Below are 19361 nucleotides of genomic sequence, written 5' to 3'. Positions count from 1 at the left end.
ATGCTCCTTGATGCTCATTGCCTTGGCGGCCCCGCGCCTCAGGCGAGGCCGAGCCGTTCACACAATTCCAGCAGATGCGCCACCTGCGCGTGCGGGCGCTCGTGCGGCTGCGGCTGCACGCCCCCGGCGTGCAGGGCGCGCGCCAGGTCCCCGCCGCCGCAGCCGCAGTCCTTCGGCCGCACGGCGGCCTCCCAGTCGTGGCCGTGTCGGTTGACCCACACGGCGGCCAGCCCCGCGCGGCGCGCGCCGACCACGTCCAGCAGCGGATCGTCGCCGACATGCAGCGCGGCCTGCGGCGCCACGCCCGCCGCCGCCAGCGCCGCCCGGTAGATGCCGGGGTGCGGCTTGGCAACACCCGCCTCGCGCGCGCCGACGTGGGCGACAAAGTAGTCGCCCAGACCGACACGGCGCACGTCGGCGTTGCCGTTGGAGACGGCCACCAGCGGCCAGCGGGCCGCCAGCCGCTCCAGCGCCGGGCGCGCGTCCGCGAACAGCTCGACGCGCTGGCGCTCGGCGTAGAACACCTCGAACGCCGGCTCGGCCAGCGCCGGGTCGTCACCGCTTGCGCGCAGCGCCACGCGGATCGCCTCGCGGCGCAGGAAGGTCAGGTCGTGGTGGCGGTCCGGGTGGTCGCGCTGCACACCGGCGCGCACCGCGCGTGCCCAGGCACGGTCGCGCAGCCGCGCGGCGGTGGCCGGCGCGTGCGCCTCCAGCCACGCCTGCAGCGCAGCCTCGGCGCGCTCGATGGTGGGCCGCATCGGCCACAGCGTGTCGTCCAGATCCAGGGTCAAGGCCCGCAGGCCGGCGGCGTCGATCATCGTGCGCCAGAATACCACCATGCACATGCTCCCCGAACCCACCTACACGCACGGCCAGCCTGCGCGGACCGGCATCCTGTGGATCAACCTCGGCACGCCCGAGGCACCGACCCCGGCGGCGCTGCGGCGCTACCTGGGCCAGTTCCTCAGCGATCCGCGCGTGGTGGAGCTGCCGCGCGCGCTGTGGTGGCCGATCCTGCACGGCATCATCCTGAACGTGCGACCGCGCAAGTCGGCCGCCAAGTACGCCACCATCTGGACGCCGCAGGGCTCGCCGCTGAAGGTGTGGACCGAGCGCCAGGCCACGCTGCTGCAGGGACTGCTGGGCGAGCGCGGTCACCACGTGACGGTGCGCTGGGCGATGCGCTACGGCGAGCCGGCCATCGCACGCGAGCTGGATGCGCTCAAGGCCGCCGGCTGCACGCGCCTCCTGATCCTGCCGGCCTACCCTCAGTATTGCGCCGCCACCACCGCCAGCGCCTTCGACGAGGTGTGGCGCTGGGCCGGCACGCGGCGCTGGGTGCCGGAGCTGCGCTTCGTCAACCACTACCACGACGACGCTGGCTACATCGCGGCGCTGGCCGCGCGCGTGCGCGCCCACTGGGCCGAGCATGGGCGGCCCGAGCGGCTGGTGCTGAGCTTTCACGGCATGCCGGCGCGCACGCTGCAGCTGGGCGACCCTTATCACTGCGAATGCCACAAGACCGCCCGGCTGCTGGCCGAGGCGCTGGAGCTGCCGCCCGAGCAGGCGGTCGTGACGTTCCAGTCGCGCTTCGGCCGGGCGAAGTGGCTGCAGCCCTACACCGAACCGACGCTGGTGGCACTCGCGCGCCAGGGCGTGGGCCGCGTCGACGTGGTGTGCCCGGGCTTTACCGCCGATTGCATCGAGACGCTGGAGGAAATCGACCAGGAGGCGCGCGCGGCCTTCCTGTCGGCCGGCGGGCGCGCGTTCCATTACATCCCGTGCCTGAACGACGACCTGGGCTGGCTGCGGGCGCTGGCAGATCTGGCCGAGCGGCACCTGGCCGGCTGGCCGACGCGCACGCCGCACGACGAGGTCGCCGCCGAGGCCACGCGCCAGCGCGCGCGGGCGCTCGGGGCGACGATGTGAACCGCGCGGCGCGCTACCATCCGCGGTGATGAGCCGCACACCGCGCCCCAACCGAGCCGACGCCGCCGAGGAGCCTGGCCGCATCCGCCTGGACAAGTGGCTGTGGGCGGCGCGCTTTTACAAAACCCGCGCTCTGGCGGCCGAGACCATCGAACGCGGCCGCGTGCTCGTCAACGGCACGGTGGCCAAGGCCAGCCGCGAACCGCGCGTGGGCGATGTCATCCAGATGCGCACAGGCGACGTCGTCCGCACCGTGGTCGTGCGGGGGCTGAGCACCGTGCGCGGCCCGGCCCCCCAGGCCGCGCTGCTGTACGAGGAAACCGCCGAATCGATCGCCACGCGCGAGCGGTACGCGGAGCTGCGCCGCCTGGCGCCGGAGCCTGCGGCCACCCTCACGCAAGGCCGCCCCACCAAACGCGACCGCCGCCGCATCGAAGCATGGCGCGCAGCCCCCGGGCGCCGCGACTGGAACGCGCGCTGGAGCGCATCCCTGGACGATTGACCCCGAAACCCCCTCCGGAGGAGACCCCCGATGACCACCCGCTACCCCCTGCCCGATCTGGCCGACGTGCCCGAAGACATCCGCGCCCGCATCCTGGAGGTGCAAGAGAAAGCCGGCTTCGTGCCCAATGTCTTTTTGATGTTCGCCCGCCGTCCGGCGGAGTGGCGGGCTTTCTTTGCCTACCACGACGCGCTGATGATGCCGGAGACGGTCGGGCGCTCCTCCAACCTGACCAAGGGCGAGCGCGAAATGATCGTCGTGGCCACCAGCGCCGCCAACCAGTGCCTGTACTGCGTGGTGGCGCACGGCGCCATCCTGCGCATCTACGAGAAAAAGCCCCTGCTGGCCGACCAGGTGGCCGTCAACTACCGCAAGGCCGACATTACGCCGCGCCAGCGCGCGATCCTGGACTTTGCCATGAAGGTGTGCCAGCGCGCGCACGAGGTCGAGGAGGCCGACTTCTCCGCGCTGCACGCCCATGGCCTCGATGACGAGGACATCTGGGACATCGCCGCCATCACGGCCTTCTTTGGCCTGTCCAACCGCATGGCCTCGTTCAGCGGCATGGAACCCAACCCCGAGTTCTACCTGATGGGACGTCTGCCGAAGACCAAGTGACCGCGGCCGTGCGCCTCGGCCGACGGTCAGGCAGCCCCGGTCGGTGCGCCCGGCCTCAAGCGCCGGCAGCCAGCCGTGCGCGCAGCGCCTCGGGCAACGGCAGCGAGCGCTGCGCCGGAAAGTCCACCCACACCACGGTGGCGCCACCGTTGGCGTAGACGGTGTCGCCGCCGTCGGTGCGCAGCATCTCGTGGAACATGTCGAACGAGCGCTGCCCCAGGGCCCCGACGTAGCTGCGCACGATCACCTCGCCTGGGTACTCCAGCTGGCGCAGAAAGTTGCAAAACGCGTTGACGATCACCGGCCCCTGGCCCTGCGGGTTGGCCGGCATGCCCCACTCGCCCATCCACTGCAGCCGCGCGATCTCCATGTAGCGGAAGTAGATCGTGTTGTTGACATGCCCCATGGCATCCATGTCGCCCCAGCGGATCGGGATCGTCATGGTGTGGACAAGGCGTTTGTCGGCGGGCAGATCGAGTCGCATCGCGGGGTCCATCGTGTCGGTGGCTTGACAGCGATAGTACGGCAGGCGCCACTACAATCCGTCGCGCATTCGACAATGACGCCGGTGCGCCACGCACCCGGCGAATGGCCACCCCCGAGGAAGACCCCAACGCCATGAAAACCCCGGCGCATCTGATCGAGCAGTTCGGCCCCCGCGAGGCCATGGAGTACGACGTCGTCGTGGTCGGTGCCGGCCCGGCGGGGCTGGCCACCGCGATCCGGCTCAAGCAATTGTCCGCCGCCCAGGGGGCGGAGGTGTCGGTCTGCGTGCTGGAAAAAGGCTCGGAGCCGGGCGCGCACATCCTGTCGGGCGCGGTGATGGACCCGCGCGCGCTCACCGAGCTCTTTCCCGACTGGAAGGAGCGCGGCGCGCCGCTGAACCAGCCCGTCAGCGGGGACGAAGTGCTGTTCCTGCAGGCCGAAGGGGCCATGCGCACCCCGCGCTGGCTGATGCCCGACTGCTTTCACAACGAGGGCAACTACGTCATCAGCCTGGGGGCCGTGACCAAATGGCTGGCCGAGCAGGCCGAGGCGCTGGGCGTGGAAATCTTCCCCGGTTTCACCGCCGCCGAGGTGCTCTACGACGAGCAGGGCCGCGTGGTCGGCGTGGCCACCGGCCACATGGGCCTGGGCAAGGATGGGCAGCCCACCGACGCCTTCCAGCTCGGCATGGAGCTGCGCGCCAAATACACCGTGTTCGCCGAGGGGGCGCGCGGTCACCTGGGCAAGGAGCTGATCGCGCGCTTTCGGCTCGACGAGGGCCGCGACCCGCAGACCTACGGCATCGGCATCAAGGAGCTGTGGGAAATCCCGCCCGAGAAGGCCAAGCCGGGGCTCGTCGTGCACACCGCCGGCTGGCCGCTGGATGAGCACACCTACGGCGGCGGCTTCCTCTACCACATGGAGGGCAACAAGGTCACGCTCGGCTTCGTCGTCGGGCTGGACTACCAGAACCCTTGGCTGAGCCCGTTCGAAGAGATGCAGCGCTGGAAGACCCACCCGGCGATCCGCGCCCATCTGGAAGGTGGCAAGCGCATCGGCTACGGCGCGCGCGCCATCACCGCTGGCGGGCTGCTGAGCCTGCCGAAGACCGTCTTCCCCGGCGGGGCGCTGGTGGGCTGCGACGCCGGCTACCTCAACGCCGCGCGCATCAAGGGCAGCCACGCGGCCATCAAGACCGGCATGCTGTGCGCCGAGGCGGCCTTCGAGGCGCTGCGCGCCGGCCGCGCGCACGACGAGCTGGCGGCCTACCCCGCGGCGTTCGAGCAGAGCTGGCTCTACGAAGAATTGCACCGTGCGCGCAACTTCAAGACCTGGTTCAAGAAGGGCAACACGATCGGCGCGCTGATGACCGGCATCGAGCACTGGCTGCTGCCCCGTCTGGGCGTCAAGAGCCCGCCGTGGACCGTGCACCGCCACGCGCCCGACCATGCGCGCCTGCATGCGGCCAGCCAGGTCGAGCCAATCCGCTACCCCAAGCCGGACGGGGTGCTGACCTTCGACCGGCTCTCCAGCGTCTTCCTCTCCAACACCAACCACGAGGAAAACCAGCCCGCGCACCTGACGCTGAAGGACGCCGCGGTGCCGGTGGCGGTCAACCTCGCGGTCTACGGCGGGCCGGAGAGCCGCTACTGCCCGGCCGGCGTGTACGAATTCGTCGAGAAGGACGGCGCGCCGCAGCTCGTCATCAACGCGCAGAACTGCGTGCACTGCAAGACCTGCGACATCAAGGACCCGACGCAGAACATCGTCTGGGTCACGCCCGAAGGCGGCGGCGGGCCCAACTACGCCGGCATGTGATGCACCGCCGCGCTGCGGCTACAATTCGCGAGTCAGGAGAGAGCCAGCCCGGACACCCCCACGGGTTCCGCCCAGCGGCCGCCGAAGGCGCAGGCCCCCGCCGAACGCTCAGGCAAAAGGACTGATGCAGCACCCCGCGGGGTGCTTGCCTGCTGGAGAGAGGCGTCGCCCCCGGCCGCGTGCCCGGCGCCGTCCACCGAAGGAGCAAGCGGGCCCACCACCGCACGGGCGGCGTCGGCGCGTGAATCTCTCAGGTAAAGCGGACAGCAGGTGTGCCCCGGCGCCCTTAGGCGCCGGCTTGACCACCTGTTTGGAACCGTTCCATGTCCGCCGCTGCCGACACCCTGCTAAAGACCCCGCTGTACGATCTGCACCTCGCACTCGGTGCGCGCATGGTGCCGTTTGCCGGCTACCACATGCCGGTGCAGTACCCGGCGGGCCTGATCCGCGAACACCAGCACACACGCCAGGCGGCCGGCCTGTTCGACGTGTCGCACATGGGTCAACTGCGCCTGGTCGGCCCAGAGGCCGCCGCTGCGCTGGAAAGCCTGATCCCCATGGACGTGATCGGACTGGCTGCGCACCGCCAGCGCTACGGGCTGCTGCTGGCCGACGACGGCGGCATCCTAGACGACCTGATGTTCGTCAACCGTGACTGGGCCAACGGTGGCGACCTGTTCCTCGTGGTCAATGGCGCGTGCAAGCAGGCTGACATCGCCCACATTCAGGCCCGCATCGGCCAGCGCTGCCGGGTGGAACCCCTGCCCCAGCAGGCCCTGTTGGCGCTGCAGGGCCCGCAGGCCGTCACGGCCCTCGCCCGCCTGCTGCCGGGCGTGGAGAGCCTGGTGTTCATGACGGGTGGGGCGTTCGACTGGCAAGGGGTGCCGCTGTACGTCACCCGCAGCGGCTACACGGGAGAGGACGGCTTCGAAATCTCGCTGCCCGGCGAGGCGGCGACGGTCTTCGCCCAGGCGCTGCTGGCCCAGCCGGAAGTCCAGCCCATCGGTCTGGGGGCCCGCAACTCCCTGCGGCTGGAAGCCGGCCTGTGCCTGTACGGCAACGACATCGACACCGGCACCACGCCGGCGGAGGCCGCGCTGACCTGGGCCATCCAGAAAGTGCGCCGCAGCGGCGGCGCGCGCGAGGGGGGGTTTCCCGGCGCGGCGCGCGTGCTGGCGCAATTGGACGGCACACAGCCCGTGGCGCGCATGCGCGTCGGCCTGCAGGCACTGGAGCGCGTGCCCGTGCGCGAGCCGGCACCGCTACAAACCCCCGATGGCACCCCCGTCGGCCAGGTGACCAGCGGCCTGCTGTCGCCGACGCTGGACCGCCCGATCGCCATGGGCTATGTGACCCGCGAACACGCCGCCGCCGGCACCCGGCTGCAGGCTGTGGTGCGCGGCAAGCCGGTGCCGATAGAAGTCGTCGCCCTGCCTTTCCTGCCCCCCCGCTACCACCGCGGCTGACCCGTTTTCCCCCCTTGATCCCCAGGAGCCTGCCATGACCCTGAAGTACACCCCCGACCACGAATGGATCCGCGTCGAAGGCGACATTGCCACCGTCGGCATCACCCACCACGCCCAGGACGCGCTGGGCGATGTGGTGTTTGTGGAACTGCCCGAGGTGGGCAAGACCCTGGCGCAAAAGGACGTCGCGGGCGTCGTCGAATCCGTCAAGGCCGCGGCCGATGTGTACATGCCCGTCAGCGGCGAAGTGGTCGAGGTCAACGAGGCGCTGCGCGCGGACCCCTCGCTGGCCAACAGCGACCCGCTGGGCGCCGGCTGGTTTTTCAAGGTGCGCTTGAGCGCCCCGGCCGAGGTCGACACCCTGCTCGACGAGACGGCCTACGGCCAACTGACCCAGTGAGCGGAGCGGCGCCATGACCACCCCCACCCCGCTGTCGGCGCTGGAAAACGCCGGCGAGTTCGTCGACCGCCACGTCGGCATCGGCCCCTCGGACGAGCAGCGCATGCTCGCCGCGATCGGCGAAGCCAGCCGCCGCGCCCTGACCGACAGCATCGTGCCGCGCGCCATTGCCCGCGTGCGGGCGATGGACCTGCCTGCGCCCGTACCCGAGGCGCAGGCGCTGGCCGAACTCAAGGCCATCGCGCAGAAAAACCGCCTGCTGCGCAGCTTCATCGGCCAGGGCTACTACGGCACCCACACGCCCGGCGTCATCCTGCGCAACATCCTGGAAAACCCCGCCTGGTACACCGCCTACACCCCCTATCAGGCCGAGATTTCGCAGGGCCGCATGGAGGCGCTGGTCAACTTCCAGACGATGGTGACCGATCTGACGGGCATGGACATCGCCAATGCATCCATGCTCGACGAGGCCACCGCCGCCGCCGAAGCCATGACGCTGGCGCGCCGCTCGGTCAAGGCCGCGGGCAATGTCATCGTCGTCTCGGGCGATTGCCACCCGCAAACCATCGAAGTGGTGCAGACGCGCGCCCGCCCGCTGGGCCTGCAGGTGATCGTCACCCATTCGGCCGAGGCTTGGCAGCAAGCCCTGCGCGGTGACGGCTACTTTGCCGTGCTGATGCAGTATCCGGACACCCATGGCCGCGTCGACGACCTGCGCGCCGATACGGATACCGCCCACGCCAAGGGCGCGGCGGTCATCGTCGCCTCGGACCTGCTGGCGCTGACGCTGCTGTCGCCCCCCGGCGAATGGGGCGCGGACATCGTGGTGGGCAGCAGCCAGCGCTTTGGCATGCCCATGGGCGCAGGCGGGCCGCACGCCGGCTTCATGGCCTGCCGCGACGCCTACAAGCGCTCGCTGCCCGGGCGCCTGGTCGGTGTCAGCGTGGACGTGCACGGTCAGCCCGCCTACCGGCTGGCGCTGCAGACGCGCGAGCAGCACATCCGCCGCGAAAAGGCCACCTCCAACATCTGCACCGCGCAGGTGCTGCCCGCCGTCGTGGCCAGCATGTACGCCGTCTACCACGGCCCGCAGGGGCTGCGCCGCATCGCCGAGCGCGTGGCCAGCTACACGGCCATCCTGGCGCGCGGACTGACCGCCCTGGGGCACGCCCCGGCCAACGGCACTGCGTTCGACACCCTGTGCCTGCACACCGGCAACGCCACCGCGTCGCTGCTGGCCCGCGCGCGCGAGCGCGGCATGAACCTGCGCGATCTGGGGCATGGCAACCTGGGTATCTCGCTGGACGAGACGACCACGCGCGCCGACATCGAGGCCCTGTGGGCCGTGTTCGCCGCACCGGGGCAGGCGCTGCCGTCGTTTGCCGACTTCGAGGCCGGCATCGAACCGCTGATCCCCCCCGCGCTGCGCCGCACCAGCGCCTATCTGACGCACCCGGTGTTCAACACCCACCACAGCGAAACCGGCATGCTGCGCTACATCCGCAGCCTGTCGGACAAGGATCTGGCGCTGGACCGCACCATGATCCCGCTGGGCTCGTGCACCATGAAGCTGAACGCGACCAGCGAGATGATCCCGATCACCTGGCCCGAGTTCGCGCAGGTGCACCCCTTCGCGCCGGCGGACCAGTTGGAAGGCTATCGCCTGCTCGACGAGCAGTTGCGCGCCTGGCTGTGCCAGGCCACCGGCTACGCCGCCATCAGCCTGCAGCCCAACGCGGGCTCGCAGGGTGAATATGCGGGCCTGCTGGCGATCCAGGCCTACCACGCGGCCCGTGGTGAATCCCACCGTGACATCTGTCTCATCCCGCAGTCGGCCCACGGCACCAACCCCGCCAGCGCCCAGATGGCCGGGCTGCAGGTCGTGGTGGTGGCCTGCGACGCCCAGGGCAACGTGGACCTGGACGACCTGCGCGCCAAGTGCGAGCAGTACAGCGAGCGCCTGTCGTGCGTGATGATCACCTACCCCAGCACGCACGGGGTATTCGAGACCGGCGTCAAGGCCCTGTGCGAGCTGGTGCACCAGCACGGAGGGCGGGTGTACATCGACGGGGCCAACATGAACGCCCTGGTCGGCACCGCCGCACCCGGCGAGTTTGGCGGCGACGTCAGCCATCTGAATCTGCACAAGACCTTCTGCATTCCCCACGGCGGCGGCGGCCCCGGCGTGGGCCCGGTGTGCGTGGTGGCGGATCTGGCCCCCTACTTGCCGGGGCACGCCACGGCGCATGCGGCGGGTGCCTACGCCGGCGGTGCGCGCGCGGATGCGACGGTCGGCGCGGTTTCGGCAGCGCCGCTCGGCAATGCCGCCGTGCTGCCCATCTCGTGGATGTACATCCGCATGATGGGCGCCGACGGCCTGCAGCGCGCGACCGAGACGGCCATCCTGGCGGCCAACTACGTCAGCGCCCGCCTGCGCGAGCACTACCCGACGCTCTACGCCAGTGCCAACGGCCATGTGGCGCACGAGTGTATCCTGGACTGCCGCGGCTTCAAGGACACCTGCGGCGTGATGGCCGAAGACATCGCCAAGCGGCTCATGGACTACGGCTTTCACGCGCCGACGCTGTCCTTCCCCGTCGCCAACACGCTGATGGTGGAGCCGACCGAGAGCGAGACGCTGGAGGAGCTGGACTGCTTCATCGACGCGATGATCGCCATCCGCGAGGAAATCCGCGCCGTGGAACTGGGCGTTTGGCCGCGCGACGACAACCCGCTGAAAAACGCCCCCCACACCGCCAGCCGTTGCCTGACGGAGGATTGGCCCCACCCGTATGCCCGCGAGCTGGGCGCGGCGCTGCCCTTCCACCGCGCCCACGGCCGCGCAGGCACCAAGTACTGGCCCCCGGTGGGGCGCGTGGACAACGTCTACGGCGACCGCAACCTGTTCTGCAGCTGCGTGCCAGTGAGCGAGCTGGCCGACTGACCCCGTCAGGGATCCACACGAGGGCGCCGCTGGCGCCCTTTTTCATGCCACAGCCGTGGCGCCATAGCCGGCCACCCAGCGCGGCAGCTGCTCGCGCAGGATGCGCAGCGCGGGTGCCGGCTGGCGCTGCGCCAGGGTCACCAGGCCGAAACGCGCCGTGGCGGCCAGCGGCGGTGACATGGGCAGTTGCACCAGGCCGGGCGCCGCGGCATGGATGGTCAGCACGATCGCGTCACTGGCCCGCGCCACCTCGACCAGGCTGAGCGTCTCGTCGCTGCGCAGGGTCACCATGTCATCGGGGTTGGCCTGCGGCCCGTAGCGGCTGATCAGGATGCGCGCCACCTCATCGCTCAGCGGCGTGGAGGCCACCGGGTAGGCCAGGGCATCCTCGATCCCCACCGGCTGGCCCCGCTGCATCAGGGGATGGTCCGGCCGCACCAGAAAGCCCGCCGCCAGCTCGAAGACCTGGGACACCGCCAGATCGGCCGACGGCCGGACCGAGCGGGCGTCCACCACCAGCGCATCCAGATGCTGCTCGCGCAGCTCGTCGATCAGCAAGCTGGTGTTGCCGCGCGAGATTTGCAGGTGCAGCCGGGGATGGTGCTGCGCCATGTGCTGCATCAGCGGGGTCGACAGCAGGGCACCCGGCCCGGAACTCAGGCCGATGCGCAGGCTGCCGACCAGGCCCGCGTGCAGGCCCTTGCCGGTCTGCTTGAGCGCCTCGGCGTCGGCCACCAGGCGCCGCGCGCGGGACAGGACCTCGTGCCCAAAGGGCGTGAGCCCGATGCGGCGCCCGATGCGGTCGAACAGAGGGCCGCCCAGCTCGTCCTCGAGCGCCTGGATGCTGCGCGTGAGCGCCGGCTGCGTGAGGTACAGCGCCGCAGACGCCTGCACGTAGGAACCCAGTTCAGCCAGCACCACGAAGTGCTTCAACTGCACGAGCGTCATGGCAAATCTCCATTAAAACTCATGAATCAATGCTCTTCAATGCATTGGACTTTAACCCAAGCCATTCCTAACATGCAACAAAGTTCATGTCATGGTGATGACAGGAACTGAAGTACCGGCACCCCAACCCAGGAGCGACTTCGTGGAACGACTCAGTGACCAAGCCCTGCAGACCTTCATCGATCTGCGCCGCGACATCCACCGTCACCCGGAACTGGCGTTCCAGGAGCGTCGAACCGCCGCCCTGGTGGCGGCGCAGCTGGGCGCCTGGGGTTACGAGGTCACCACCGGTCTGGGTGGCACCGGCGTGGTGGGGCAGCTCAAGCGCGGCACCTCCAGCCGCTCGATCGGCCTGCGCGCCGACATGGACGCCCTGCCGATCGCCGAGGCCACCGGCGCGGCCTGGGCCAGCTGCGAACACGGCGTGATGCACGCCTGCGGCCACGACGGCCACACCGCCATGCTGCTGGCCGCCGCGCACCACCTGGCGCAGCACGGCCGCTTCGACGGCACGTTGAACCTGATCTTCCAGCCGGCCGAAGAAGGCGGCGGCGGCGCGCTGAAGATGATGGAAGACGGCCTGTTCGAGCGCTTTCCCTGCGACGCCATCTTCGCCATGCACAACATGCCGGGCTTCCCGCAGGGGCAGCTGCTGTTCCGCAGCGGGCCGACCATGGCCTCGTCGGACTACGCCACCATCACCCTGCACGGCGTGGGCGGCCACGGCGCCATGCCGCACAAGGCCACCGACCCGCTGGTAGCCGCCGCCTCGCTGGTCATGGCGCTGCAGACCATTGTTTCGCGCAACGTCGACCCGATGCAGCCGGCGGTCGTCACCGTCGGCGCCATCCATTCGGGTGAGGCCAACAACGTGATCCCGACCAGCGCCCGTCTGGAGATCAGCCTGCGCGCGCTGGACCCGCAGGTGCGGCGCAACATGGAGGGCCGAATCAAGGCCCTGATCGAGTTGCAGGCGCAGAGCTACGGTGTGCGGGCCGAGATCGCCTGGCGCCCGGGTTACGCGGTGCTGGTCAATGACGCGCAGCAGACCGCCCGCGCGCTGGCGGTGGCACAGCAGCATTTCCCTGCCGACCAGATTGCGCAGGCGCCGATGCTGACCGGCAGCGAAGACTTCGCCTTCATGCTCGAACGCGTGCCCGGCTGCTACCTGTTCATCGGCAACGGCGCCGACGGCGAGCCCGGCGCCTGCATGGTTCACAACCCGGCCTACGACTTCAACGACCAGAACATCGCTCCCGGCGCCGCGTACTGGATCGCTCTGGTCAACGAACTGCTTTCCCTCACCCACCCCTGAGCCCACCCTGACCCATCGACGCCTCGCTGCACCCGCTGGAGTCGGTGGTCAACTTCCGCCTCGACGGCAAGCTCAAGAACCACACCCTCATCCCGGGTGGCCTGTACGACGCGTCCTTCTTCATCGTGATGAACCAAGGCAAATTTCAGCGCCTGTCGGCTGCCGACCAGCAGGCCATCCTGAAGCTCTCGGGCGAGGCGCTCTCGCGCCGCTGGGGCCAGCAGTTCGACGTGCAGAACAAGGCCGCCGAAGCCACCCTGCGCGGCAATGGCCACAAGTTCGCCCAGCCCAGCCAGGCGCTGCTGGACAACATCCGCAAGGTGCGCACCACCATGCTGCAGGAACTGGCCGCCGAAGGGCCGAAGTTTGGCGTGGCCGACCACAATGCGGTGGTGAGCTTCTACGAGCAGCAGTACAAGCTGCTGGCCAAGTAAGCCGGCCCTGAGCGGAGACGATGAGCATGAAGCCCTGGCTCGGTCGTATCGAACGCGGCGTTGGCCTGCTGCTGGTGCTCCTGCTGTCGGCGATGGTGGCCCTCACCTTCGTCGACGTGATCGGCAGGCGCCTGTTCAACACGCCGGTATTCGGCGCCAATGACATGACCGAGCACCTGATGGCGCTCATCATCTTCGGCGGCCTGCCGCTGCTGACCGCGCGGCGCGGCCACCTCAGCGTCGACCTGTTCGACCGCTGGCTGCTGCAGCCCGGGTGGCGCCCCTGGCACAAGGCGGTGGACGTGCTGATCGCCGCCGTGCTGGGCCTGATCGCCTGGGAATACGCCGTGGCGGTGCCCGAGGCCCAGACCATCAACGAGGTCAGCCCCGCGCTGACCATCCCGCGGTCGTGGATGTACGCTTTCATGGCGTTCACCTCGGCCCTGTCAGCCCTGCTGGCCCTGTTCGCCGCAGCGCCCCAGCCCGAACACCTCAGCGAAGAGGCCGCATCATGACCATCGGACTCATCTGCTTGGCGGCCGTGCTGCTGCTGGCCTTCCTGCGCGTGCCGCTGGGCATCGCGCTGCTGACCGTCTCCATCGGCGGCATCAGCCTGGTCAACAGCTTCGAGGTGGCGCGCACCCTGATCCCCATGACGCTGTCCGAAGCGGCGTTTTCCTACGAACTGGCCGTGGTTCCGCTGTTCATCCTGATGGGCAACGTGCTCTCGCGCACCGGTATCTCGGAAGACCTGTTCCGCGCGGCCTACGCCTTCCTTGGCGCGGTGCGTGGCGGCCTGGCACTGGCCACCATGGTCACCTGTGCCGGCTTCAGCGCGGTGTGCGGCTCCAGCTTCGCCACTGCCGCCACCATGGCCAAGGTGGCCTACCCCAGCATGCAGCAGTACGGCTATTCGGACCGCCTGGCCTCGGCCACCATCGCGGCCGGCGGCACCCTGGGCATCCTCATCCCGCCCTCGATCATCCTGATGATCTACGGCATCCTGACCCAGCAGAACATCGGCGAACTGTTCATCGCCGGCGTGTTGCCAGGACTGCTGGGCCTGGCGATGTACATGCTGGTCATCTACCTGATCGCCTGGTTCAAGCCGGGACACGCGCCGCGCGGCAACCCGGTGTCGGCCCGCGAGCGCTGGCAGTCCCTGGCCGGGGTCTGGCCCTTCGTGGCGCTGTTCCTGCTCATCATCGGCGGCCTCTACATGGGCTGGTTCACCGCCACCGAGGCCGGGGGCATGGGCTCCGGCCTGGCGCTGCTGATCGCGCTGGTGCAGCGCCGCCTGAACCTGTCGCGCTTCATCGAGGTGATGAAGGAAACCGCCCATACCTCGATCATGCTCTACGTGGTGCTGTTCGGCGCCATGCTGTTCTCGCAACTGATCAGCTTCTCCGGCCTGGCCGACGAGCTGCTGTCACTGGTGCAGGACTCGGGCCTGTCTCGCCTGGGCGTGCTGCTGGCCATCCTGGCGGTGTTCCTGCTGCTGGGCTGCGTGATGGACTCGATGGCCATCATCCTGATCTTCGTGCCGCTGTTCACCCCCACGCTGGTGGCGCAAGGCTTCGACCTGGTCTGGTTCGGCATCATCGTGGTGGTGCTGACCGAGATCGGCCTGATCACGCCACCGGTGGGCATGAATGTGTTCGTGCTCAAGGCCAACCTGCCCAAGGTGCCGGTGGGCACCATCTTCCGCGGCCTGGTGCCTTTCATCGGCATTGATGTGCTGCGCCTGGCGCTGCTGGTCGCGTTCCCGTCCATCAGCCTGTGGCTGGTCCACTTGATGAGGTGACGGGACACCCCTATAATCGCCGCACTTGATCGGGAGAGACCGGCCCAGGAGGCCGGCGCCGAAGGAGCAACCGCCCCGGAAACTCTCAGGCAAAAGGACCGATCAGTGCCAACCGCTTCCGGGCTGCGCCCGGGTGCAACACTCTGAAGAGCGGCCGGGATTCGTCCCCCGGCCCACCGCAGGAGCAAGCCAGTCCCCACGGGACGGGTGAATCTCTCAGGTCACAAACAGAGGGGGTCATGGTCCGCACACGGTGTGCGGGCTGTGCCTATCCTGTTTGACGGCTTCGAAAGAGAGATTTCTCCATGGCACAGCTCATCGTCATCGGCGGCGGCATCACCGGCGTCACCAGCGCCTACGCCCTGTCCCGCCAGGGTCACGAGGTCACCCTGATCGAACAGCACCGCTACGCGGGCATGGAAACCAGCCACGCCAACGGCGGGCAGTTGTCGGCCTCCAACGCCGAAACCTGGACCCACCCATCCACCCTGCTCAAGGGCATCAAGTGGATGCTCAAGGCCGACGCGCCGCTGCTGGTCAACCCCAAGCCGAGCTGGCACAAGCTGTCGTGGTTCGCGGAGTTCGCGGCCTCCATTCCGAAGTACCGCGACAACACCATCGCCACCGCCCGCCTGGCCATTGCCGCGCGTGAGCACCTGTTCGGCTGGGCCGAGACCGAGGGCATCGAATTCGATCTCAAGAAGCAGGGCATCCTGCACATCTACCGCGACAAGGCCGGCTTCGACCACGCGGCCCAGGTCAGCAAGCTGCTGGCCGAAGGCGGCCTGCATCGCCGCGCCGTCACGCCCGAGGAGATGCGCGCCATCGAACCCACGCTGGCCGGCCAGTACTACGGCGGCTTCTATACCGAGAGCGATTCGACCGGCGACATCCACAAGTTCACCTATGGTCTGAGCCAGGCCTGCGAACGCCGCGGCGTGCGCCTGCTGACCGGCCGAGCCGTCAGCCGCGTGCAGACCACGGGCAACACGGCCCGAGTCACCCTAGCCGACGGAGAAGTGGTCACCGCCGACGCGGTCGTGGTCTGCGCCGGCGTGCACAGCCGAGCCATTGGCGCGCAGTTGGGTGACCGCCTCAACGTCTACCCGGTCAAGGGTTACTCGATCACCGTCATGCTCAACGACGAGCAGAGCCAGGCCGCTGCGCCGCAGGTCAGCCTGCTGGACGACGAGACCAAGCTGGTCACCAGCCGCCTCGGCGCGGACCGCTTCCGTGTCGCCGGCACGGCCGAGTTCAACGGCTTCAACCGCGACATCCGCGCCGACCGCATCAAGCCCTTGGTGGACTGGGTCAACCAGTGCTTCCCGGGCGTGAGCACGCGCCGCGTCGAGCCCTGGGCCGGCCTGCGCCCCATGATGCCGGACATGATGCCCCGCGTCGGCCCCGGCGGTCGCCCCAATGTGTTCTACAACACCGGCCACGGCCACCTGGGCTGGACGCTCTCGGCCATCACGGCCCACCAGCTGGCCGGCCATGTGGCACAGTGGGACCGTCTGCGCACCGCAGGTGCCAGCGCCCGCCCGGCCCTGGCCTGACCCGCTGCTCACCGCACCACCAGGAGTTCCGCATGGCCGTTTCGGCATTCGACCTGTTCAAGATCGGCATCGGTCCCAGCAGTTCGCACACGGTGGGGCCCATGCGGGCCGCGCGCCTGTTTGCCCACGGGCTGCAAACCGCCGGCCTGCTGCCGGCTGTGGCGCGGGTGCACTGCGGCCTGTACGGCTCGCTGGGCGCCACCGGCCGCGGGCACGGCAGCGACAAGGCGGTGCTGCTGGGTCTGTGCGGACACGAACCCGAATCGGTGCCGATCGAAGCCGTCGAGCCCACCGTTGCCGCCATTCGTGAAAAGGGGCGCATCGCGCTCATGGGCATCCACACCGTCGCCTGGGCCGACCGCGAGGACCTGACCCTGCACCGCCAAGCCCTGCCGCTGCACGCCAATGGCATGCGTCTGACGGCTTGGGACGCGGCCGGTGCGGTGCTGGCCGAGCGCACTTTCTACTCGGTCGGCGGCGGCTTCGTCGTCAGCGAAGAGGTGATGGCCGACGGCCAGCGGCAGAAGATCATCGCGCCGGATACCACCCAATTGCCCATCCCCTTCCGCACCGGCGACGAACTGCTGCAGCGCTGCCGCGAGCACGGTCTGTCCATCGCCGGGGTGATGCGGGTGAACGAACGCCACTGGCGCAGCGATGATGAAGTGCGCGCCGGCCTGCTGCACATCTGGGACGTGATGCAGGCCTGCGTGCGGCGCGGTTGCGCCACCGAAGGCGTGCTGCCCGGCGGCTTCAAGGTGCGTCGCCGTGCGCCCGGCCTGTTCCGCGACCTCACCGGCCACCCCGAGAAGGCATTGACCGACCCGCTGGCCGTGCTCGACTGGGTGAACCTCTACGCGCTGGCCGTGAACGAGGAAAACGCCGCCGGCGGCCGTGTGGTGACCGCTCCCACCAACGGCGCGGCCGGCATCGTGCCCGCCGTGTTGCACTACTACCGGCGATTCGTGGCGGGCGCCGATGACGACGGCGTGGTGGACTTCCTGCTCACCGCCGCCGCCATCGGCATCCTCTACAAGGAGAACGCCAGCATCAGCGGCGCCGAGGTCGGCTGCCAGGGGGAGGTGGGCGTGGCCTGCTCCATGGCCGCCGGAGCGCTGTGCGCGGTGCTGGGCGGCACGCCCGAGCAGGTGGAGAACGCCGCCGAGATCGGCATGGAACACCACCTGGGCCTGACCTGCGACCCGGTCGGCGGCCTGGTGCAGATCCCCTGCATCGAACGCAACGCCATCGCCTCGGTCAAGGCCATCAACGCCGCGCGCATGGCGCTGCGCGGCGACGGCACCCACCACGTGAGCCTGGACAAGGTCATCAAGACCATGCGCGAGACCGGCGCCGACATGAAGACCAAATACAAGGAAACCGCGCGGGGCGGGCTGGCTGTCAACATCGTCGAATGTTGAGCCCCCTGCACCGCCTGCGACGTCACCGCCCAAAGGGACGATGCGCTTGGCCTGGCGAAGCCGGTTCCACCCCCCTGTACGGGTGCATCGCGCGCCGGCCGTGATCTTGGTTTTCGTCTGGGCTAAGCTCCCGGAAAACTTTGTTTCACGTGCATGACCACGACCTTCCGCGTGCTCAGCCTCATCCCGCCGATGACGCAGCTGAACACGCCCTACCCCTCCACCGCCTACCTCACTGGCTTCCTGCGCTCGCGCGGCGTGGACGCTGTGCAGGCCGACATTGCGCTGGCGCTGGTGCTGCGATTGTTCACACCCGCCGGGCTGGAGGCGCTGCGCGAGCGTGCACAGGCCCTGCCCAAGGCGCAGCGCCGGGCCAGCGTGCGCCATTTCCTCGCGCATTTCGAGGCCTACCGCAGCACCATCGGTCCGGTGATCGCCTACCTGTAAGGGCGCGACGCCACGTTGGCCTACCGCATCGCCGCGCGCGGCCTGCTGCCCGAAGGGCCGCGCTTTGCGGCTCTGGACCACTACGTCGACGACGGCAGCGGCGACCCGCTGGGCTGGGCCTTCGGCGCCCTGGGCGTGCAGGACAAGGCCCGCCACCTGGCCACGCTGTACCTCAACGACCTGGCGGACGTGATCCGCGACGCGGCCGACTCACGTTTTGAGTTCGTACGTTACGCCGAATCGCTGGCCAACAGTCAGCCCACGTTTGAGCCGCTGGCTCAGGCCCTGGCCGCGCAGCCCACGCTGGTGGACGAACTGCTGTGCGAGCTGAAGCTGCAGGCCGTGGCCGAACACCAGCCGCAGCTGGTGCTGCTGTCGGTGCCCTTTCCCGGCTCGGTCTACGCGGCCCTGCGCATGGGCCAGGCCATCAAGGCGGCTCGTCCCGACGTGAAGATCGCGCTGGGCGGCGGTTACGTGAACACCGAACTGCGCGAACTCAAGGAGCCGCGGGTGTTCGACTTCGTGGACTACGTGACGCTGGATGCGGGCGAGCGTCCGCTGCTCTCGATCATCGAGCACCTGCGCGGCAAGCGCGGGCCGCAGCGTCTGCAGCGCACCTTCGTGCGCGAAGGGGGCGCGGTCAAGTACGTCCATCTGGCCGAACCCGACATCCCGTTCGAGCACGTGGGCACCCCACCTGGGACGGGCTGCCGATCGACCGCTACCTCAGCCTGCTGGACATGCTCAACCCCATGCACCGGCTCTGGAGCGACGGGCGCTGGAACAAGCTGACCGTGGCCCACGGCTGCTACTGGAAAAAATGCAGCTTCTGCGATGTGAGCCTGGACTACATCGGCCGCTACGAGACCGCGGCCGCGTCCACGCTGGCCGACCGTATTGAGCGCATCGTCGAAGAAACCGGCCAGACCGGCTTTCATTTCGTGGACGAAGCGGCGCCGCCCAAGGCACTCAAAGCCCTGGCCGAGGAGTTGATCCGCCGCGACCTGCAAATCAGTTGGTGGGGCAACATCCGCTTCGAAAAAACCTTCACGCCCGAGCTGAGCGAACTGCTGGCGCAAAGCGGCTGCATTGCCATGAGCGGCGGGCTCGAAGTGGCCAGCGACCGCCTGCTGGCCCTGATGAAAAAAGGCGTGAGCGTGGAGCAGGTGGCGCGCGTGACCAAGGGCTTTGCCGACGCGAGCCTGTCAGGAATTTTGTGTTTGAGGCATAGCATGTTGGAAAGGAGCATCTATGCCAAGCAAGAAGAAGCCGG

The 19361-nt window shown here is 69.1% G+C and carries 16 protein-coding genes, 1 pseudogene and 4 riboswitches; of the genes and pseudogenes, 14 read left to right on the top strand and 3 right to left on the bottom strand.

The genetic code is table 11. From position 1 onward, the window contains the following. Nucleotides 1–38 precede the first annotated feature (38 nt). Nucleotides 39–839 (bottom strand): HAD-IA family hydrolase, encoded by an 801-nt coding sequence (locus ACK4TH_RS08785; protein ID WP_409625213.1) that lies wholly within the window; start codon nucleotides 837–839, stop codon nucleotides 39–41. Here ACK4TH_RS08785 and hemH point away from each other — a divergent pair. The 3 genes from hemH to ACK4TH_RS08770 are packed head-to-tail and all read left to right on the top strand — an operon-like array spanning nucleotide 838 to nucleotide 3049. Continuing rightward, nucleotides 838–1929 (top strand): ferrochelatase, encoded by a 1092-nt coding sequence (hemH, locus tag ACK4TH_RS08780; RefSeq protein WP_409625210.1) that lies wholly within the window; start codon nucleotides 838–840, stop codon nucleotides 1927–1929. The two genes, ACK4TH_RS08785 and hemH, sit on opposite strands and share 2 nt — an antisense overlap. Before the next feature lie 28 nt (nucleotides 1930–1957). Beyond that, nucleotides 1958–2431, top strand: a complete 474-nt coding sequence (locus tag ACK4TH_RS08775; protein WP_409625207.1) for an RNA-binding S4 domain-containing protein — start codon at nucleotides 1958–1960, stop codon at nucleotides 2429–2431. Nucleotides 2432–2461: 30 nt separating this feature from the next. Further along, nucleotides 2462–3049 carry a peroxidase-related enzyme gene (locus tag ACK4TH_RS08770; RefSeq protein ID WP_409625204.1) on the top strand — a complete coding sequence of 196 codons (588 nt, stop codon included), beginning with the start codon at nucleotides 2462–2464 and terminating at the stop codon, nucleotides 3047–3049. 55 nt (nucleotides 3050–3104) lie between these two features. On the opposite strand, the gene ACK4TH_RS08765 is transcribed toward ACK4TH_RS08770, so the two are convergent. After that, nucleotides 3105–3533 (bottom strand): acyl-CoA thioesterase, encoded by a 429-nt coding sequence (locus ACK4TH_RS08765; RefSeq protein ID WP_409625264.1) that lies wholly within the window; start codon nucleotides 3531–3533, stop codon nucleotides 3105–3107. Nucleotides 3534–3637: 104 nt separating this feature from the next. On the opposite strand from ACK4TH_RS08765, the gene ACK4TH_RS08760 reads away from it, so the two are divergent. The 4 genes from ACK4TH_RS08760 to gcvP all read left to right on the top strand — a co-directional run bounded on the left by ACK4TH_RS08760 (nucleotide 3638) and on the right by gcvP (nucleotide 10163). Then, a complete protein-coding gene (locus tag ACK4TH_RS08760) occupies nucleotides 3638–5353 on the top strand; it encodes an electron transfer flavoprotein-ubiquinone oxidoreductase (RefSeq protein ID WP_409625202.1) in 1716 nt (571 codons plus the stop codon). A gap of 23 nt (nucleotides 5354–5376) precedes the next feature. After that, nucleotides 5377–5487, top strand: a riboswitch (glycine riboswitch). A gap of 8 nt (nucleotides 5488–5495) precedes the next feature. Further along, nucleotides 5496–5630, top strand: a riboswitch (glycine riboswitch). 46 nt (nucleotides 5631–5676) lie between these two features. Then, nucleotides 5677–6819, top strand: coding sequence for a glycine cleavage system aminomethyltransferase GcvT (gene gcvT / locus ACK4TH_RS08755; protein ID WP_409625199.1), 1143 nt, complete (start codon nucleotides 5677–5679; stop codon nucleotides 6817–6819). Nucleotides 6820–6853: 34 nt separating this feature from the next. Continuing rightward, nucleotides 6854–7219 (top strand): glycine cleavage system protein GcvH, encoded by a 366-nt coding sequence (gene gcvH, locus ACK4TH_RS08750; RefSeq protein ID WP_409625196.1) that lies wholly within the window; start codon nucleotides 6854–6856, stop codon nucleotides 7217–7219. Between the two features lie 13 nt (nucleotides 7220–7232). Next, the gene (gene gcvP / locus ACK4TH_RS08745) at nucleotides 7233–10163 is read left to right on the top strand and encodes an aminomethyl-transferring glycine dehydrogenase (protein WP_409625193.1); all 2931 of its coding nucleotides are present in this window, start codon (nucleotides 7233–7235) and stop codon (nucleotides 10161–10163) included. Nucleotides 10164–10205: 42 nt separating this feature from the next. Here gcvP and ACK4TH_RS08740 read toward each other — a convergent pair whose 3' ends face one another. Next, on the bottom strand, nucleotides 10206–11111 hold the full coding sequence (locus tag ACK4TH_RS08740) for a LysR family transcriptional regulator (RefSeq protein WP_409625191.1): 906 nt from the start codon (nucleotides 11109–11111) through the stop codon (nucleotides 10206–10208). Nucleotides 11112–11253: 142 nt separating this feature from the next. Between ACK4TH_RS08740 and ACK4TH_RS08735 the strand changes: the two genes are divergently transcribed. The 7 genes and pseudogenes from ACK4TH_RS08735 to ACK4TH_RS08705 form a co-directional block, all read left to right on the top strand. Then, nucleotides 11254–12426, top strand: a complete 1173-nt coding sequence (locus ACK4TH_RS08735) for a M20 aminoacylase family protein (protein WP_409625188.1) — start codon at nucleotides 11254–11256, stop codon at nucleotides 12424–12426. 14 nt (nucleotides 12427–12440) lie between these two features. After that, entirely contained in the window at nucleotides 12441–12860 is a 420-nt protein-coding gene (locus tag ACK4TH_RS08730; RefSeq protein WP_409625261.1) for a hypothetical protein, read from the top strand. A gap of 26 nt (nucleotides 12861–12886) precedes the next feature. Beyond that, nucleotides 12887–13375, top strand: a complete 489-nt coding sequence (locus tag ACK4TH_RS08725) for a TRAP transporter small permease (RefSeq protein WP_409625185.1) — start codon at nucleotides 12887–12889, stop codon at nucleotides 13373–13375. Then, complete coding sequence (locus ACK4TH_RS08720) at nucleotides 13372–14664, top strand: TRAP transporter large permease (RefSeq protein WP_409625182.1); 1293 nt, start codon at nucleotides 13372–13374, stop codon at nucleotides 14662–14664. The genes ACK4TH_RS08725 and ACK4TH_RS08720 overlap by 4 nt, the downstream gene beginning before the upstream one ends. A gap of 20 nt (nucleotides 14665–14684) precedes the next feature. Next, nucleotides 14685–14775, top strand: a riboswitch (glycine riboswitch). Between the two features lie 22 nt (nucleotides 14776–14797). Then, nucleotides 14798–14905, top strand: a riboswitch (glycine riboswitch). Nucleotides 14906–14969: 64 nt separating this feature from the next. Next, entirely contained in the window at nucleotides 14970–16220 is a 1251-nt protein-coding gene (locus ACK4TH_RS08715; RefSeq protein ID WP_409625179.1) for a D-amino acid dehydrogenase, read from the top strand. A gap of 32 nt (nucleotides 16221–16252) precedes the next feature. Then, a complete protein-coding gene (locus ACK4TH_RS08710) occupies nucleotides 16253–17641 on the top strand; it encodes an L-serine ammonia-lyase (RefSeq protein WP_409625176.1) in 1389 nt (462 codons plus the stop codon). Nucleotides 17642–17794: 153 nt separating this feature from the next. Beyond that, nucleotides 17795–19293, top strand: a pseudogene (locus ACK4TH_RS08705) (B12-binding domain-containing radical SAM protein); the annotation flags it as partial. Nucleotides 19294–19361 lie beyond the last annotated feature (68 nt).

The sequence above is a fragment of the Tepidimonas sp. genome (genome assembly GCF_046292505.1).
In the GTDB taxonomy this organism is placed as follows: Bacteria; Pseudomonadota; Gammaproteobacteria; order Burkholderiales; family Burkholderiaceae_C; genus Tepidimonas.
The sequence above is the reverse complement of the archived record's forward strand: the minus strand, read 5'-3'. Positions and strand labels throughout refer to the sequence as shown.

Excerpts from the sequence above, each read along its gene's own strand:
- hemH (WP_409625210.1), top strand. The coding sequence starts at position 838 with ATGCACATGCTCCCCGAACCCACCTACACGCACGGCCAGCCTGCGCGG.
- ACK4TH_RS08785 (WP_409625213.1), bottom strand. The coding sequence starts at position 839 with ATGGTGGTATTCTGGCGCACGATGATCGACGCCGCCGGCCTGCGGGCC.
- ACK4TH_RS08775 (WP_409625207.1), top strand. The coding sequence starts at position 1,958 with ATGAGCCGCACACCGCGCCCCAACCGAGCCGACGCCGCCGAGGAGCCT.
- ACK4TH_RS08770 (WP_409625204.1), top strand. The coding sequence starts at position 2,462 with ATGACCACCCGCTACCCCCTGCCCGATCTGGCCGACGTGCCCGAAGAC.
- ACK4TH_RS08765 (WP_409625264.1), bottom strand. The coding sequence starts at position 3,533 with ATGCGACTCGATCTGCCCGCCGACAAACGCCTTGTCCACACCATGACG.
- ACK4TH_RS08760 (WP_409625202.1), top strand. The coding sequence starts at position 3,638 with ATGGCCACCCCCGAGGAAGACCCCAACGCCATGAAAACCCCGGCGCAT.
- gcvT (WP_409625199.1), top strand. The coding sequence starts at position 5,677 with ATGTCCGCCGCTGCCGACACCCTGCTAAAGACCCCGCTGTACGATCTG.
- gcvH (WP_409625196.1), top strand. The coding sequence starts at position 6,854 with ATGACCCTGAAGTACACCCCCGACCACGAATGGATCCGCGTCGAAGGC.
- gcvP (WP_409625193.1), top strand. The coding sequence starts at position 7,233 with ATGACCACCCCCACCCCGCTGTCGGCGCTGGAAAACGCCGGCGAGTTC.
- ACK4TH_RS08740 (WP_409625191.1), bottom strand. The coding sequence starts at position 11,111 with ATGACGCTCGTGCAGTTGAAGCACTTCGTGGTGCTGGCTGAACTGGGT.
- ACK4TH_RS08725 (WP_409625185.1), top strand. The coding sequence starts at position 12,887 with ATGAAGCCCTGGCTCGGTCGTATCGAACGCGGCGTTGGCCTGCTGCTG.
- ACK4TH_RS08720 (WP_409625182.1), top strand. The coding sequence starts at position 13,372 with ATGACCATCGGACTCATCTGCTTGGCGGCCGTGCTGCTGCTGGCCTTC.
- ACK4TH_RS08715 (WP_409625179.1), top strand. The coding sequence starts at position 14,970 with ATGGCACAGCTCATCGTCATCGGCGGCGGCATCACCGGCGTCACCAGC.
- ACK4TH_RS08710 (WP_409625176.1), top strand. The coding sequence starts at position 16,253 with ATGGCCGTTTCGGCATTCGACCTGTTCAAGATCGGCATCGGTCCCAGC.